This window comes from Halalkalibaculum sp. DA384 (genome assembly GCF_043951955.1).
In the GTDB taxonomy this organism is placed as follows: Bacteria; Bacteroidota; Rhodothermia; order Balneolales; family Balneolaceae; genus JAMQKA01.
Genome location: NZ_JBINJE010000025.1, coordinates 46,939 through 64,194, shown reverse-complemented (window position 1 = coordinate 64,194; position 17,256 = coordinate 46,939). Strand labels below are relative to the sequence as shown.

The 17,256-nt window shown below is 52.5% G+C and carries 13 protein-coding genes; 5 read left to right on the top strand and 8 right to left on the bottom strand.

What is annotated here, in order from left to right:
- Positions 1 to 239: 239 nt before the first annotated feature.
- The 4 genes from ACG2E4_RS13735 to ACG2E4_RS13720 form a co-directional block, all read right to left on the bottom strand.
- On the bottom strand, positions 240 to 437 hold the full coding sequence (locus tag ACG2E4_RS13735; RefSeq protein WP_395276907.1) for a hypothetical protein: 198 nt from the start codon (positions 435 to 437) through the stop codon (positions 240 to 242).
- 144 nt (positions 438 to 581) lie between these two features.
- The gene (locus ACG2E4_RS13730) at positions 582 to 737 is read right to left on the bottom strand and encodes a hypothetical protein (RefSeq protein WP_395276906.1); all 156 of its coding nucleotides are present in this window, start codon (positions 735 to 737) and stop codon (positions 582 to 584) included.
- Between the two features lie 256 nt (positions 738 to 993).
- Positions 994 to 2,136, bottom strand: coding sequence for a YncE family protein (locus ACG2E4_RS13725; protein WP_395276905.1), 1,143 nt, complete (start codon positions 2,134 to 2,136; stop codon positions 994 to 996).
- Between the two features lie 303 nt (positions 2,137 to 2,439).
- Positions 2,440 to 4,449 carry an LVIVD repeat-containing protein gene (locus tag ACG2E4_RS13720; protein ID WP_395276904.1) on the bottom strand — a complete coding sequence of 670 codons (2,010 nt, stop codon included), beginning with the start codon at positions 4,447 to 4,449 and terminating at the stop codon, positions 2,440 to 2,442.
- A 667-nt stretch (positions 4,450 to 5,116) separates the two neighbouring features.
- On the opposite strand from ACG2E4_RS13720, the gene gcvP reads away from it, so the two are divergent.
- The gene (gcvP, locus tag ACG2E4_RS13715; RefSeq protein ID WP_395276903.1) at positions 5,117 to 8,029 is read left to right on the top strand and encodes an aminomethyl-transferring glycine dehydrogenase; all 2,913 of its coding nucleotides are present in this window, start codon (positions 5,117 to 5,119) and stop codon (positions 8,027 to 8,029) included.
- 6 nt (positions 8,030 to 8,035) lie between these two features.
- Here gcvP and ACG2E4_RS13710 read toward each other — a convergent pair whose 3' ends face one another.
- The 4 genes from ACG2E4_RS13710 to ACG2E4_RS13695 all read right to left on the bottom strand — a co-directional run bounded on the left by ACG2E4_RS13710 (position 8,036) and on the right by ACG2E4_RS13695 (position 11,462).
- Positions 8,036 to 8,770, bottom strand: a complete 735-nt coding sequence (locus ACG2E4_RS13710) for an SAM-dependent methyltransferase (RefSeq protein WP_395276902.1) — start codon at positions 8,768 to 8,770, stop codon at positions 8,036 to 8,038.
- A 66-nt stretch (positions 8,771 to 8,836) separates the two neighbouring features.
- Positions 8,837 to 9,340, bottom strand: a complete 504-nt coding sequence (locus tag ACG2E4_RS13705; RefSeq protein ID WP_395259210.1) for a hypothetical protein — start codon at positions 9,338 to 9,340, stop codon at positions 8,837 to 8,839.
- Positions 9,341 to 9,678: 338 nt separating this feature from the next.
- Positions 9,679 to 9,852 (bottom strand): hypothetical protein, encoded by a 174-nt coding sequence (locus ACG2E4_RS13700; protein WP_310685147.1) that lies wholly within the window; start codon positions 9,850 to 9,852, stop codon positions 9,679 to 9,681.
- A gap of 350 nt (positions 9,853 to 10,202) precedes the next feature.
- Positions 10,203 to 11,462, bottom strand: coding sequence for a DUF819 domain-containing protein (locus ACG2E4_RS13695; protein WP_395259209.1), 1,260 nt, complete (start codon positions 11,460 to 11,462; stop codon positions 10,203 to 10,205).
- An 874-nt stretch (positions 11,463 to 12,336) separates the two neighbouring features.
- On the opposite strand from ACG2E4_RS13695, the gene ACG2E4_RS13690 reads away from it, so the two are divergent.
- The 4 genes from ACG2E4_RS13690 (at position 12,337) to thrA (ending at position 17,231) form a co-directional block, all read left to right on the top strand.
- Positions 12,337 to 13,008: a dihydrodipicolinate reductase C-terminal domain-containing protein gene (locus ACG2E4_RS13690; RefSeq protein ID WP_395276901.1), complete on the top strand. Its 672-nt coding sequence runs from the start codon at positions 12,337 to 12,339 to the stop codon at positions 13,006 to 13,008.
- A 5-nt stretch (positions 13,009 to 13,013) separates the two neighbouring features.
- Entirely contained in the window at positions 13,014 to 13,910 is an 897-nt protein-coding gene (gene dapA, locus ACG2E4_RS13685; protein WP_395276900.1) for a 4-hydroxy-tetrahydrodipicolinate synthase, read from the top strand.
- Positions 13,907 to 14,662 carry a 2,3,4,5-tetrahydropyridine-2,6-dicarboxylate N-succinyltransferase gene (locus ACG2E4_RS13680; protein WP_395259206.1) on the top strand — a complete coding sequence of 252 codons (756 nt, stop codon included), beginning with the start codon at positions 13,907 to 13,909 and terminating at the stop codon, positions 14,660 to 14,662. Before dapA ends, ACG2E4_RS13680 begins: the two co-directional genes overlap by 4 nt.
- 94 nt (positions 14,663 to 14,756) lie before the next feature.
- Positions 14,757 to 17,231, top strand: a complete 2,475-nt coding sequence (gene thrA, locus ACG2E4_RS13675; protein WP_395259205.1) for a bifunctional aspartate kinase/homoserine dehydrogenase I — start codon at positions 14,757 to 14,759, stop codon at positions 17,229 to 17,231.
- The last annotated feature ends 25 nt before the right edge of the window (positions 17,232 to 17,256 follow it).

Sequence of the window (17,256 nt, the reverse complement as noted above, 5' to 3'; positions counted from 1 at the left end):
CCGGCCGGGAACGAGCTGGTAAGGGGAACATCTACCATTCCCCAGCGGCTTTTTTGGTTCGTTTTTTGGCCGTACAAAAAATGAACAAGGAAGGAAGATAACGAAGCCTGAATGTGAAACAGGAGACGATTTCCCCAACCGAGGGGTCCCTTTTGTCTTAATACAAAAGGAACCAAAAACTCAAGGCGGTGAATGGGGCACCCGCTGCAGCCTGTGCAGGCGTGGATGTTGATGGTCCGTCACGCCGGCTGCCCGCTATCAAGGTTCTCACCGGTGCAACATCCACAAACGCCGGCTTCGGCCTCCGCGCCCCATTCAAGGCCGGGAAAGACCAAGTTGTATATTTTGTAGCTCGCTCCCTCGTCAGACAGCACTTCTTCCGGTATCGGAACAATTGCTTGACACGTTAATACGATCACCCCTTCGAAATTCATCATTTCTAGTTCTTCATCATAATTCCCATCCTCAGCGGCTTTTTTTCGTTTTTCTTCGATGAAAAAATGAACAAAGAAAGGACCTAAACAACCGGGGCAATAGCTCCTGAAAAAAAGATACCATCTTATACAAAAAAAGATACCATCTTAAGGAGAAAAAGATACCGGCATAATATTGAGAAGATAAAAAATCCCTCTGCCGGGCGGCAGAGGGGAAGGGCCGTGTCGCGGGAGATAGGCTCCATCCCATTGCCAGCCGGCGTCTTCAACCGTCAGCAGCCCCGTACGCAGGGTGGTTTTCATGCTCGCCTTCGGGACCCGGAATTCGTTATCCCTGATTCTACATTCATCCTTGCCTCACTTACAGCAGACTGCTCGAGTTATAACGACAAGCTGGGTTGTGCGGGCTTTACAATGATTGTGCTGGATGACCGGTCAGCAGATGCTCTTTCTGCCTGGCGATAACTTGATATCCATGAAAATACTGATGGAAACAGTTTCGTAAAATGAGAAGGGGAGGGACTGCAACAGGAAAAGCATCGAAGATATCAACAGTTACTTACTCCTCAGTCATCTTCCAGTGCATGATGCCGCCCGCCTGTTTGCCCACTTCAATAACTTCGGCGAGTTCCAGCTTATGCAGGTCGATGACATCCACAGAGCCTGGTTCCCCGTTTTTTCCCTCTACAGAGATGAAAGCAAAGCGGTTGTCCGGTGAGATGGAGACTCCGTGGGAAACAAGACGGCTGTTTTTAATTTTTGCCAGTTCGCGACCCTCTTCCAGGTCCCAAACGCCCGTTGCCCCCTCTCCTTTATAGGTGACAACCAGCAGTTTCCCGTCGTGGCTGACTTCCAGGTTATAGGGACCTTTCCCCGTGTTGAATCTGCGTGTCACTTTCCAGGATTTTGTATCGACCTCCACTGCCTCATCCGAACCGTTGTTGGCCACATATACCAGGGATTTTGCGGGATGTGGATCGGCCCAGGTCGGTTTGGCCCGGGGCTTGGGATGCGCGTTGTGAGAGGCTTGATGCATCGTGGCATCCGGGCTGCCGGCGGAGGCGGAGGTTTCAGGGGCCACATTCAGCCGGCGTGAAATATCCATTGTCAGGGTGTTGATCTCCATCAATTCATCTGTCATCATTGAGACGTGATACTGCCGCTTGCCGTCGCTGCTGATGCGGGATCCGTGGGGCATGATGCCGGTTGTTATCTCCCTGACTACTTCCATCGCTTCGGGATCCACCACTGAAACGGTACTTGGTTCCATATCGCCGTGCAGGTTAAAGTTGATTACATACAGCAGGCCGGTCAGCGCAGAAACTTCCATGCTTGCTGGAAAAAGCCCCAGCTCGGTTCGTTCTACAAAGTTATTATCTCCCGTCGTAAACTTGTACAGCCACCCGTAGGGATTGCCGTGGGCTACCGAGACAAACCAGTGGTCGCCGTCAGGGGATACGGTAATGCCGTGCGGCCCCTCGGTTTCGGTGGGGTACTGGCCGACCCCAACGACATCCTCCACAAAACCCTGACCCGTGTTGGCATCAAACGTGACCAGGGCGACCTCATCGTCCGACTCTGCCGCCACGTACACCCGGTATTGCTGGGCCGTGGCCCGCTCAAATGGCCACAGGGTGAAGCAGCAAATAGCTGCAAAAACGGCTAAAAAAAGCGCTGATCTGGATAAGTCTGAATTTTTCATAAGGAAAAGAGTCAAAGTTTTTGCAAGTCTGAAACCAGAAAACAGGAAGCGAGCCGGGAATATTTCAGGTAGATTCCCAAAATGAATTGCCTGTCGTTTTGCTCCCAACGGATGCCAATATTATCGCTTTTTGAAAGAGATTGTAATTGAAACTGTATATTTTATAAAGTCTTCTTCAACGAGATTTCTACATTACATTAGGAAATGAGCCACCGAACTGTCGTGAGCAAATAAAGATCGAGGCTGCAACCGATACCAGCGAAAAATACAAATCAACTAATGACCAATAACTGATAACTAAAGTTAACGTGAACTCCGACGGGTATTCTCCTCCAGTTTGAGTGCCCACAAGCCTGAGTTCCAGTCAGATACAAAAATATATCCTTTGTAGGGCTGTGGCCCCCAGCTCATGGCGGCGTTGGGAACGATCGCCTCGTGGTGCATCGGCAAAAATTTTGCAATTTCACGCCCCTGTTCATACAGGTTCCCCATCAGGTCACCGGAAATATCCACGACCCGGAGTCCCGCATTGTAGTAGGCCACATAGAGAGTATCGCCTTTGACCCAGAAGTTGTGCGTTCCCGCTTCCGGCACCTGGTAACGCGCCACTTCACGGGGTTGATCCCAGCCATCCTCGAACTTGATGAAGTGGATCCATCCGTCGGGAATCGTCGGCTGGTCGCGGATCGCTATGCCGTTGGGAAATGCCTCATCGCCGGCAATGACGTAGAAGTCACCGGTCGATTGACTCTTGAAGGGAAATGCCGCGTGATTCCACCCGCTCGGATAGGTGTAACTGCCGAGCTTTACAGGGTTATCCGGAGAGCCAACCCCCGCATCGTGCTTTTCGGGAGTATGGGCCTGCGGGGTACTTCCCACATCAACAATCTGCACGCCGTCTTTCCAGTTCGAGGAGTAGGCTATCCCGTTTTCCACCCAAACATCATGGACCGCATGGCCGGGCGTATCCAGCTCAAACCGGCTGACGGTTTTGGGATTCGCGGGATCTTCAATATTGATGATATCGTAGCGCCGACCGTTGTTGACGGCAAACACGTGATCGTTCCATATGAACGCATTGTGCACTCCTCCCGTCAGTCCCTCGTTGTATTCGCTAATTCGTTTGACATTTCGGGGATCCGTCACATCCAGGATGACAATCCCGTTTTTGCGGTCGGAGGCGCCTTCCCTTGTCAACACGCAAATACGGCCATCTTCAGAGATTTTCACATCGTTGACCGTACGGGCATCTACGGTAACAGTATCGACAATCTGCATCTTGGCCGGATCGGTGACATCCCAGAAAAAAGCTTCGCCGGCCGCCCCCCAGGTTCCGGTCACGGCATAGTCGCGACCGTCAACACCTTCCCACACCCACAGGTCGGAGGTGTGCTTGTCCAGTACCTGCCCGTGGCCCACAACCCTGAGGTCCTTCTGAACGTTACGGGGCGTTACGCGGATCATATGCTCATCCACGGCGGATGCCGACTTGGCGATCAGCGTGTACAGTCCCGGTTTATTGGCCACAAAGCGACCGTCCTGTTCAATTTTACCGGCTGCTCCTTCGCCGCGTCCCTCACCCCCGGTATATGTGAAAGAGTAGGTGACAGGAGCGTCTGCTACGGTTTCTCCCTCGGAAGTCAACGGCTTGGCTTCCAGGTGTACGACATCCCCGGTCCGCACCTCGGAGGCATCTGCAGTAAGCTGAATTTTTGCAACCGGATTTGGGATCACCTCCAGTTTCCACGACCGGCTCATGGATTCTGCGGCAGCCGTCAGGGTGACCATCCCGGGGTTCTTTGCCGCAAGCTGTTCGAATTGGTTCACTTCCGCAATCGACGGGTCGGAGCTGGAGAGCGCGAGATCCACCTCATCTCGCTCCCTGCCGCTGGCATCAGTCACGCTGAAGTGGAGGGGAAGCGTAGTCCCGGCATAAATATTTGCCGGTAGGTTCGTAAGCGATATCGTCTCGATAGGCGGGTGGGCCACCTCCACGGGTACTATCTCCGTAAGCTGGGCCCCCTGGTTGACGGCCACGGCAACAATTTCAAAACGACCCGGTTCAAACGCCTTTACCTGTCCCTCCGGCGTAACAGAAACCGAGGCCCGGGCCCGGGAGTAAAAAATAACGGTGTCCTGCGTAGCTTTGCCATTGGCATCATAAACCGTTGCGTCCAGGGAGGTCTGCTCATCCACCTCGAGCGAAAGGGATGAGGGCTCTACCACCAATTTGGACTGGCTTTGCGTGAACGCCAGTAAAGGGGTGAAAAACAAGATAAGGGTAACGAGAAAACCGGTTTTGTCAGGGATCATACCCGCTGTTGTTAAATTAAGCTGGTTCAACGAATAACACATGGAAGCTCTTGTGAATCCGGCGCCTGCCCGAAGGTAACAGTTTCGGATTGCAGGTACAGTAAATCGTCGGAATTCGGCAGTTGAGCCATTGTTAAAAACGCTTCTAAACTAAAATAAAAAAGTGAACCTGAAAAAATATAAACTTTCTGGAGTTGATATTGTTGTGTTTTGATGAACATACCCGGGGTTGCTAAAAAAAGTGCGAATCCAGATTTTAAGAGACCTTTGCAAAACCGTTATTTTGGCCCATATCGGCATTTTCGCGAATTCGAAATCCTCATTTATGGGATATAAACTGTGGTTCCGAATTCGCTCAGGGGGGTGACCCTGACCAAAGTCCCTGGTTTTTTATAACACTCTTTAGAAGAGTGTAACACTGTATTGGTGCAGAGTCTCCCTGTTTTTACATTTTCCATTGGCAAGGCGTACAGCACCGAGAGTTTTGACCGTTATAAAAAAGACAATGCGGGGTCTGGTTGCCTCTGTAATTTTATCCGCATCTTGCTTACCTTTTGTGAATCTGATAAGGCCATTTAATGATTTAATGGCAAGTGTGTAAAGATCTGCAGATCAACGAAGTTATGAGAACCATTCTTTCTAAACTATTTACCCAAAAATCAGCTAAATGAGTATTAATTTTGATAAAGAGCGGTTTTGGCATCGACATATCGGTCCCGATGACAAACAGGTCAACGAGATGCTACAAACAATCGGGGCGGAATCCCTTGATCAGTTAATGGATGAAACCGTACCCGGTGATATCCGGCTGAAGGAGGATATTAAGCTGGAGGAGCCGATGAGTGAATACCGGTTCCTGGAACAATTCCGGGAGGTGGCTGACAAGAACGAAATTTACAAATCATTTATCGGGATGGGATATTATGATACGCTGACTCCGAATGTGATTCAGCGGAATGTGCTGGAAAATCCCGGCTGGTATACCTCCTACACTCCGTACCAGGCAGAAATCGCGCAAGGCCGCCTGGAAGCGCTGATTAATTTTCAGACGATGGTTTCGGACCTTACGGGACTTGAACTGGCCAACGCTTCGCTGCTGGATGAAGGCACCGCTGCCGCCGAGGCGATGTCGATGCTCTATTCCTCGCGCAGGGGATCGAAGCGAAAGCATGCACACACGTTTTTTGTTTCCGAAGAATGCCACCCGCAGACGATCGATGTGCTGAGGGGACGGGCGGAGCCCCAGGGTATTAAGCTGGTTATCGGTGATCATGAAGAGGTGGATATCAATGATCCACAGCTGTTTGGCATGCTGCTCCAGTATCCCGCCACCGGCGGGGAGGTTTATGACTACACCGGCCTGATTGACGCAGCCGGGAAGCAAGGCGTAAAAACCGTTGTGGCCGCCGACCTGCTGAGCCTCGCCATACTGACGCCGCCCGGCGAAATGGGGGCGGATGTGGTCGTGGGATCAACCCAGCGATTTGGCATACCGATGGGATATGGCGGTCCGCATGCCGCTTACTTTGCAACCCGTGAAGAATACCAGCGCAAAATACCGGGGCGAATTATCGGGGTAACCCAGGATGCGGAGGGAAACCCCGCTTACCGAATGGCGCTGCAGACTCGTGAGCAGCATATCCGGCGGGAAAAGGCGACTTCGAACATCTGCACGGCGCAGGTGCTGCTGGCGGTGATGGCCGGGTTCTATGCCGTTTATCACGGTCCCATGGGCCTGCGGCGTATTGCCGAACGCATTCACGGGCTGGCCCAAACAGCCGAAAAGGCACTCGGGAAATTGGGTTTTCAAGTTGGAAATACCACGTATTTTGATACGCTAAAAGTTTGTACAACCCGTGAACAGCAGCGTTCGATTGAGATACAGGCGCTCAAACAGCAGGTGAACTTTCGCTATTTTGGCGATGGCTGCATCGGGATCTCTTTTGATGAAGTGAAAGACCTTGATGATGTTGCCCAGGTGCTGGATATTTTTGCCAAAGCCACGGGCCGCAACCTGGAAGTGGATCTGGATCAGCTGTCAGAAAGGGCGGAAGTCGACTATCCCGAACGACTGACGAGGACAAGTTCCTACCTGGAGCACCCGGTATTTAACCTGTACCATTCCGAGCACGAGATGCTGCGATATCTCAAACAACTGGAAAACCGGGATCTCTCGCTGGTACACTCCATGATATCGCTCGGGTCCTGCACGATGAAGCTCAACGCCACTGCCGAGATGATACCCCTGAGCTGGCCAAAATTTGCCAAGATTCATCCTTTTGCGCCGGTAGACCAGGCGGAGGGATACCGTACCCTTTTTAAACGGTTGAAGGAGCAGCTCAAGGCGATTACCGGTTTTGAAGCGGTCTCTCTCCAGCCCAATTCCGGTGCCCAGGGAGAGTACGCTGGTCTCATGGCGATTCGGGCCTTCCACAGAAGCCGTGGGGAGGAGCACCGCAACGTGACGATCGTGCCCGATTCGGCCCACGGAACCAACCCGGCAAGCGCCGTAATGGCCGGGATGGAGGTGGTCGTCACCCAGTGTGATGAGCACGGAAATATCGACCTGGAGGACCTGGCCGGCAAAGTAGAGGCAAACAAGGAGAGGCTGGCGGCCCTGATGGTAACCTATCCCTCTACGCATGGCGTTTTTGAAGAAGATATCAGGAAGATTTGTGCTCTTATCCACGAACATGGGGGACTCGTTTACCTGGATGGCGCCAACATGAATGCACAGGTGGGGCTGACCAGTCCGGCGGAGATCGGCGCGGATGTGTGCCATCTGAACCTGCATAAAACGTTTTGTATCCCGCACGGCGGCGGTGGACCGGGAATGGGGCCTATAGCGGCTGGAAAACATCTTCAGCCGTTTCTTCCGACCAATGCGGTCATTCCGACCGGGGGGGAGCAGGCGATTCACGGCATTTCAGCTGCACCGTGGGGCAGCGCAAGCATCCTGTCAATCTCCTATGCATACATCAAGCTGATGGGCGCCGGCGGATTGAAACGGGCAACGGAGGTCGCTATTCTCAATTCCAATTATTTAAAAGAGCGGCTGAAAGATCATTACCCGGTGCTCTATACCGGGAAGAACGGGCGAACGGCACACGAGTTTATTGTTGACTTGCGCCCGTTTAAGCAGTCTGCGGGAATCGATTCGGTGGATGTCGCCAAGCGGCTGATGGATTACGGGTTCCACGCCCCGACCATGTCGTTCCCGGTGCCGGGAACCCTGATGATTGAGCCCACCGAAAGTGAATCGAAGGAGGAGCTGGATCGCTTTTGCGAGGCGATGATCGCCATACGAGATGAGATCAGAGAGATTGAGGACGGGCTGGCCGACAAAGAACAGAACCTGCTGCGGAATGCTCCCCATACCATGCGGGTGGCAATGAGCAGCCGATGGGACCGGCCGTATGACCGCGAGCGGGCGGTGTTTCCCCTTGATCGTCTCCGGTTTAATAAATTCTGGCCGGCCGTCAGTCGCGTGGATGATGCCTATGGCGACCGCAACCTGATGTGCAGTTGTGTACCACTGGAGGCCTATTCTGAGGGACAGCAGCCGGCAGCGGTTGAGTAGAGTGGATTAATTTTCGGTAGAAATCAGAAAGATCGTCGGTTCTTTGTGGATGGAGACCTGATCTCTCTTTTTCCATTTGCTTATCGATTGAGAAATGATCCGTTCGTCGGGCAGTGTAAGGTTGGTGGCCGTGCAGAGTTCGGTCGAATCGCTGCAGCAATGGATAACATCCTTCAACAGCTCGTCATTGCGGTGCGGCGCCTCCATAAAGATCTGGGTCTGGTTGTTCTTCCGCGATTCCTGTTCCAGCTCCCGGATCGCCTTTCGGCGTTTCTCTGCGTCAATCGGCAGGTAGCCGTGAAAGGCGAACTGCTGCCCGTTAAAGCCGGATCCCATCAGGGCCAGCAGGATGGAGGAGGGGCCCACCAGCGGGACTACCCTGATATTTCGTTTATGGGCCATGCGAATCAGTTCGGAGCCGGGATCTGCCACCACCGGGCACCCCGCTTCAGATAACAGGCCAACATTATTCCCCGATTCAAGCGGCCGCAGGAAGGAGATTTTTTCCTGTTCGGCAGTATTTTTATCGAGCAACAGGAACTCAATTTCGTAGTCGGGGACGGTATTGCCCACCCACTGCAGGTATCGCACGGCCGATTGAATGTTTTCGACGACCAGGATCTCCAGCTTGCGGATTACGGAAAGCACATATTCGGGAATAGTATTGTTTTCGGGCGTTTTCCCTAATGTATTGGGAACGAGATAAAGGGTTCCTTTCTCTTCGTTGTTTGTCTGCTCCATTGTTGGGAACTGGAAATTACTTTTTTAAGGGTAGTCCGGGATCAGGTCACAAATGCGAACCGGTGCTTACTGCTCGCTGGTTACTGGCTGGTCCACCCGTTCGAAGACCAGCTTTTCTTCTCCTTCGGTGAGTTTCCGGCTTGCGTACTTGTGTGCCGTCCAGGCAACCCCGATGGTAATCAGGAGCCCGATAAACGATATGGCCGCATTGCTGAGCGCCAGGTTCCGGTGCTCGCTGTAGGTTGGCATCAGCACAATCTCCTCAAACGCCCCCTGCTGGTATCGAATCGGGATCTGGCTCAGATCGGTGATCATGCTCGCCAGCTCTATCGGCAGCGAGAGGCGGCGTTCGATCCGTTCTCCCTCTCCGGTTTCGAATGCAAGGACGACGTACCCGTTGGTCTGGGAGGCGATCTTCTTAATGTCAAAATCCAGTACCTGGGCGGTATAGCTTTCGCCGTTGTTGTAGGTGTCGCCAATTCCGTCATAAACCAGGACCTGGTGTACCGTCAGGAACAGGAGATAGCCCGGCAACAACCAGATCAGGTAGATAAATTTATACTTGGTCATCAATTATATCTGAATTAATAGGTCTTTTTCGGTAGACACAGATTTGAAGAGGACGTTTAAAACTATCGTTTTCACCTTCGGCATGTACGCGTATCCGAATTTTTCATTTCTATTGTCAAGAGGCCTTTGCAGAACCTGATGCCTGGTTGGAAGGTGGTTGTACCACCGATCTTCCAAGCATATAAAACGGGAGTACAACTCCCTCCAAACGGTGATTCGAATGTTTTGCAAAGTCCTCTGTTAATAAAACAGGGGTTTCGAATACGCCACCCCTGGATTTCGGCAATACTCCCGGGTTTAAAAGCCCTCTTTCAAATCCATTTGACACACCGTTTGGATTAGTAAAACAGGGCGTAATATATCACATATATCCAACTTAATATACCGTGGATAATCGCCCATATGATCGATTTGTTGACGGACCAGGAGATAGTCACCGCCAGCGCAGATCCCAACGTAATGCCGCCGCGTACCGTTTCCGTTACTTTTGTGTGTACAACTCTGTCTGCCATAATCTTTCGAACTTGGTTTTGGGTTATTAACTGTAATAAAGCTTGTACGGAATATGCCGGCCGAAGGTTTAATTAAATAAAAGAGGGCTTGGCAAAACCCTCACTTCTTCGTTCAGAGGAAGTTGTACTCCCGTTAAAAGGTCACCAAGGTCGGCAGTACAACTACCTCCCAACAAAATAGCAGGTTCTGCAAAGGTCTCTAAAACAGACGTCAGGCGTGAAACGCTTAAGGGTGCTTTGCCAGATAATTACATTTTTTAGCTATTAAAACCACCTGCTCGTTAATGTATCATTGTTTTTTTAACTGGAAAAACTCGTCTCACCTCTCACCTCTGACATCTGACGTCTATTTAACTCACCATCTGCATCAGGATGGCACAGAGCCAGGCCCCGTAGGTTCCGACGGCATAGCCAAATACAGCCAGCAGCACTCCCACCGGCGCCAGGGCGGGATGAAATGCCGAGGCGACAATCGGGGCCGAGGCCGCTCCCCCGATATTGGCCTGGCTGCCCACTGCAATAAAAAAGAAGGGGGCGTTGATGATTTTGGCGACTATAAAAAGGATGAAGACATGGATCAAAATCCACATCAATCCGAGCAGGAAAAAGCCCGGATTTTCAAATATCGCCAGCACGTTCATTTTCATCCCGATGGTGGCGACCAGGATATAGAGGAAAAGGCTGCCGATTTTCGAGGCGCCCGCCCCTTCAAGCTCCCGAGCCCGGGTGAACGAGAGTGCGAGTCCGCCGGTCGTGGCGATCACGATAATCCAGAAAAAGCTGGAATCCAGGCTCAGCCGGCTCAGCTGGGGGGCATTTGCATTGATCCACGGGGCGATCAGGTCGCCACCGAGATGTCCCACCGCCGTCATTACAAAAGCCACGGCTACAATGGTTGTAAAGTCGGTAAGCGTGGGAATTTTGGCGATACTCGCTTTATAATCCTCAATCTTCTTGCGCAGTTCGGTGATAGGCGTGGCATCGGCCTTGAACCAGGTGTCGATCCGGTCCGATATTCCCGCCCCGTACAGGAGAAACGCCAGCCAGATGTTGGCCACAATGATATCCACGGTAACCATCGCTGAGAACAGGTCGTCACTCGGACCGAAAACCTCGTACATCGCTGTTTGGTTGGCCCCGCCGCCGATCCAGCTGCCCGCCACGGTCGAAAGTCCCCTCCACACCGCTTCGGGTCCGGTTCCGCCCACGACCTCCGGGGCCAGGTATGAGAATGTGAGCACCGCCAGCGGTCCGCCGACCACGATGCCGATCGTACCCGCAAAAAACATGATGATCGCCTTGGGACCCAGGCTCAGGATGCCCTTGAAATCGATACTGATGGTCAGGAGTACCAGGCTTGCGGGCAGCAGGTAGCGAGAGGCCACGAAATAGAGGTTTGATTCATCCCCGGATATAATCCCCAGCGAATTAAAAATTGACGGCACAAAATAACAGAGCAGCAGGGAGGGGACGAACGTGTAAAACTTCTGCCAGAAGGGGGAGTCCAAATTTGACGTGATGAAGATGGCAGCCAGTATAAGCAGCAGGATGCCCAGCACAACGGCATCGTTGGTGAACAGGGGTGCAGCGATAACCAGTGAGGTGATCATATGAGTCCATTCGTTTTACATTTGAAAGGCAGAATCTAACTTTTGTTGGGGGAAGAGTGCAAGTCAGAGATCACGTTTCCCATTAATTCAGTAATTATGAAGTATTTTTCCTGAAAATGTGGATAACCATGATCAGCCTGCGGTCTATAGGTAAACCACGAGTGACCACCTCTGTTACCTGTCAGGCTTAACTCAAATATTCGTGCATGGAATTGGACCCGATCTCCTTGAAAGAGGGCTTTGCAAAACCCTCAATTCCTCGTTCTGAGGGAGTTGTACTCCCGTTTAAAGGTCACCAGGGTCGGTAGTACAACTACCTGCCAACAAAATAGCTGGTTCTGCAAATATTCCTGACAATGATAATTGCTCTTACGCCAGAACCAGACCCTTGGCTAGTAAATAAGGTGAACCCGGATTAAGGAATCTAACAAAATAAGTATCAGAGGATGTTGCCTCCCGGCCGTAGAAATTTTTGTCGGTACAGTGACCGCAGCCGGAGCGTTAAGAAACCAAAACCGGGTGAGATCCGCGTTTTCCAGCGGATCGAGTTAAATGGTTTAACTCCGGCGGAGGGAACGCGAAAAAAATTCACCCGACGGCGATTTTTTTCGTTTTTCATCGATGAAAAAACGAACACTATCAACAGTGTTTCCAAAGGCTATAGAAACAGCATGAACATTTTTTCTTATCCGGAGCTGGCGTTAAATAATATTGTTGAACAACGGGATGTATATTTTCCCCAATCGATGAACAGCGTTCCGTTTTGCGATCCAGCAGTTGCGAGTGTGAATAAAACCTGATAATGGGTGTGAAAATCCTATCTTAAAAGCTTATACTTACCCTTCTATTTTGGAATGATAACTAACGCAAGTTCATGAAATTAGCTGTAATCGGCACCGGAAAAACCGGTGGAAAAGTAGTAGAACTGTTAACCGGGGAGCAGATATCAGATACCTTTGACGTCAATAATAAACCGACGGTTGAGAAACTGAAGAAAGCAGATGCGGCGGTCATTTTTGTGCCCGGTTCCGCTGTTGACGATGTGTTTGATGTGGTGCTGGAGTCCGGTATCCCGGCCGTGTGGGGCAGCACCGGGTATGAGTGGCCGCAAGACCTGGACAGCACATTGAAGAAGGCTGGCGTTAAATGGCTGAAAGCCTCGAATTTCAGTTTGGGAATGAATATTATCCGCCGGGCGATCAAGGTGATTTCAGAAGGTTCCGAAATGCTGGATAATCCTGAATACCATATCCATGAAATCCATCATGTGCACAAGAAGGACGCCCCAAGCGGAACGGCAATTTCGTGGAAGCAGTGGCTTGGCAAGGATGCGGACATTACGTCGGAACGAAAAGGGGATGTCAAGGGTATTCATGAGCTGACGGTAAAAACGGCGGCGGAATCGATCTTTTTAAAACACCAGGCCCATGATCGCGCCGTTTTCGCCCAGGGGGCTATCTGGGCCGCCGAACAGGTTGTGAAGGATGATATTGGCCCCGGGTTTTACGATTTTTCAACTATTTTTGATCAGGCAATTGACAGATAGACAGCATGGATACGAATTTGAACGATATAAAACTTTGGACCGCCCTGGTGACGCCGATGAAGGAGAACGGCGACCTGGACCTGGAGGATCTGGCCACCCTGATCCACAAGCAGGATGAGGCGGGCAACGGCGTCCTCATTTTGGGGAGCACCGGCGAAGGCCTCGCATTGGGACTGGAGGACAAGCAGCAGGTGGTCAATACGGCCACGAGCTTAAATGTTGATGTCCCAATTATGGTGGGGGTTGGCGGATTTAACCTGCGGGAGCAGATCGAATGGATCGAATACTGCCATGAATTTAACCCTGACGCATTCCTGATGGTGACCCCGCTGTATGCCAAGCCCGAGCTGCGGGGGCAGATCGAGTGGTTCCGGGCGCTCATGGATGCCGCGGACAAACCCTGCATGCTTTACAACGTGCCGTCACGGACCGGTTCGTGGCTCGAAAAGGAGGCGCTGAAGGAACTTTCCGAGCATCCCAACTTGTATGCCCTGAAAGAAGCCGGAGGCAGCATCGCCCATTTCCAGGAATACCGCATGGCAGCCCCGGATATACCGCTCTACAGCGGAGATGACGGGCTGACGCCCTATTTTTCACTGAACGGGTGCCGGGGACTGGTTTCAGTGATGGCCAACGTATGGCCGAAGGCCGCCCACCGGTACGTGGAACTCTGCATCGAAGGGTGTACGAAAGACCTGATTGCCTACTGGAAAGAGCCGATCGCCTCGATATTTTCAGTGTCCAACCCGATCCCCTCCAAGGTGCTGCTGAAGGAGAAGGGCTGGATAAAGTCGAGCACCCTGCGTCCGCCGCTGACCGATAAAGATTTGGAAGATACCGAACGACTGCTCAAGGCAGATGAATCGATAACCAAATGGTACGAGGAGAATAAAGTTCAATGAGTGATATCGACTGGAATGACATTTTAAGCAAGCTTGAAACCGGCGAAATACGTGCCGCCAACCCGGAAGGGGATACCTGGAAGGCGAATGTTGAAGTGAAAGAGGCGATCCTGGCCGCTTTCGGGGCCGGGGAGAATACGGAATATACCGGCATCTATGAGGGGTTTGTGGATAAAGACAACCTGCCGCCCCGGATGTTCAAGGCGGGGGACAACGTGCGGCTGGTGCCGGGCGGATCTTCGGTGCGTCGTGGTGCGTACGTGGCCGAAAATGTTATTATCATGCCGCCGGCCTACATTAATGTAGGCGGCTATGTGGATGAGGGCTCCATGATCGACAGCCACGCGCTGGTCGGATCTTGCGCGCAGGTAGGCAAGAATGTGCATCTTTCGGCGGGCGTGCAGCTCGGCGGAGTGCTGGAGCCTGTGGGGTTGACGCCGGTTGTTGTTGAAGATGAGTGTTTTGTGGGCGCGGGATCCGTCATTGTAGAAGGAATTCTCGTGAAACGGCGAGCGGTCATCGCTCCCGGAGTCACCCTTTCCAAATCGATCCCGGTCTATGACTGCGTGAATGAAGAGATACGAGAGAAGGGAGCCCCGATCCCGGAAGGCGCTGTCGTCGTTCCGGGAACGCGCCCGGCCTCCGGAGCATGGGCCGAGAAGCAGGGACTTTCCATTTCCTGTCCCCTGATCGTGAAATACAGGGATGAACAGAGCGATGCCTCACTGGTATTGGAAGATGTCCTTCGATAGTGTTCTTCAGCAGCATTTGGCGGCATGTAAATATCTGTCCCTTGCATGTTTCAGGGCCTGTCGACAAACCATAATCAAACGATTCTAAAATTACATGCGCATATTGAAATTCGGGGGCTCCTCCGTTGCAAATTCCGACGCCATCCGCCAGGTCCGGCAGATTATTGTCGACAAGCTGGAGGAAGATCGCCTGGCGGTCGTGGTCTCCGCCTTTAAAGGTGTGACCGACCTGCTGGAAGAGGCGGTTGTGAAGGCGGCAGGCGGAGATGAAAGTTATGCCGGTATTCTCGATGAGATCGAATCCCGCCACAACGCCGTGATCAAGGAGCTGCTGAGCATCCAGAAGCAGAGTCGCACGCTCGCACAGTTCAAGATGATGTTCAACGAGCTGGACGACGTGCTGCACGGGGTGAATCTCACGCGGGAGCTCACCGACCGTACCCGTGACTTTGTGCTCGGTTTCGGAGAGCGGTTTTCCGCTTTTGTCATAAGCCAGTATCTTGCCGACCAGCAGCTGAATGCCGAATACCTGGACGCGCGCCAGATTATCAAAACCGACAAAAAATATGGTTCGGCCCACGTCCATACCGATAAGACGTACGCGGCGATCCGGGAGTTTTTTGAGGATGCCGACAGCGAAAGTTTGCAGGTGGTGACCGGTTTTGTCGCCTCTACACTGACCGGCGAATCGACTACGCTGGGGCGTGGCGGCTCGGATTACACCGCTTCGCTGCTCGGCGCGGCGCTGGGGGCGAAGGCGATTGAACTCTGGACCGATATCGAGGGGATCATGACCGCCGATCCCCGCAAGGTGAAGCGCTATTTTGTGATCCCGCATCTCTCCTACGAGGAGGCGATGGAGCTCTCCCATTTCGGGGCCAAGGTGGTGTATCCGCCGACCATGCAGCCTGCGATGAAGGCGTCGATCCCGATCCTGATTAAAAATACGTTCAAACCCGGGCAGGAGGGAACGACTATCAGCACCGAATCCCAGAGCGGGGAGTCAAGCATCAAGGGGATCTCCTCGATCGACAATGTTACGCTTCTGACGATCCGGGGCAGCGGCATGATCGGCGTTACCGGGGTGGCATCGCGTATTTTCAGCGCGCTGGCCGGAGCCGGGGTCAATATTATTATGATTACCCAGGCGTCATCCGAACACACCGTGTGCTTCGCGGTTCTCCCCAGCCAGGCGGAAGCGGCACGCGAAGCTATTGAGAAGGAGTTTAAATATGAGCTGCAGGATGGCATTATCGATGAAATCCTGGTGGAAAATGATCTTTCCATCGTAGCTATTGTTGGAGACGACATGCGTCATACGCCGGGTATTTCAGGCCGCGTGTTCCAGGCGCTGGGCAGAAACGGCATCAACGTGGTGGCGATCGCCCAAGGGTCTTCGGAGCGCAATATTTCGGTCGTGGTGGAACGAAAAAATGAGACTAAAACGCTGAATACCCTGCACGATGCGTTTTTTCTCTCCCGGATTAAAACGGTCAACCTGTTCCTGGTGGGCGTCGGCCTGATCGGCGGCACCCTGCTGAAGCTTATCAAAAAGCAGACCCAAAAACTGCTGGACGATTATTTTATTGACCTGAAGCTGACGGGCGTCTCCAACAGCAAGAAGTTCCTGATTGACGAGGAGGGAATTTCGATGGAGAACTGGAGAGAGCAGCTCAACGAGCGGGGGGAACCGGCGGATATCAGGCAGTTTATTGGCCAGATGCGGGACCTGAATCTTTCCAACAGTATTTTTATTGACTGTACGGCCAGTGACGAAATTGCCGAGGTCTACTCGGATGTACTCAAATCCAGCGTCTCTATTGTGACCGCCAACAAAAAGGCGAATTCCAGTTCGCTCGCCAAGTACGAGGAGCTGCAGGAACTGGCGCTGCAACACAACGTGGCCTATCTCTACGAAACCAATGTCGGGGCGGGCTTGCCGGTTGTGGCCACCCTCAAGGAGCAGATTTTGACCGGCGATGATATCCTCAAAATCGAAGGGGTCTTTTCCGGCACGCTCAGCTACATTTTCAACACCTTTGACGGCAGCGAGCCGTTCAGCCAGGTGGTGCGCAGCGCCCGTGAAAAAGGGTTTACCGAGCCCGATCCGCGTGAAGACCTCAACGGCCAGGATGTGGGACGCAAGCTGTTGATACTGGCCCGTGAGGCGGGACTCAAGCTCGAGTTTGAAAACATCGATATCCAAAACCTGGTGCCTGAGCCTGCGCGGGAGGTGCCGACGGTCGAGGAGTTTTTCGATATTTTGGAAGAGTATGACCAGGAGTTCCAGGAGCTTTATGAGCAGGCCGCCGCCCAAAATAACAAGCTCTGCTACATCGCCCGCTATGAGTCCGGCAGTGCCACGGTCAAACTTGAACAGATCGGCCCGGAGCACCCGTTTTACGGGTTGAAAGGCAGTGACAATATCATCGCTTTCAAAACCGAGCATTACGAGGAGAGTCCCATTGTGGTGAAAGGACCGGGCGCCGGGGCCAACGTGACGGCCAGTGGCATCATTGCCGACATTCTCCGCATCAGCAATGCCCCTACCTTCGGCAAGGAATACTAGAAGATGCGGGTACCAGTTGCAAGCA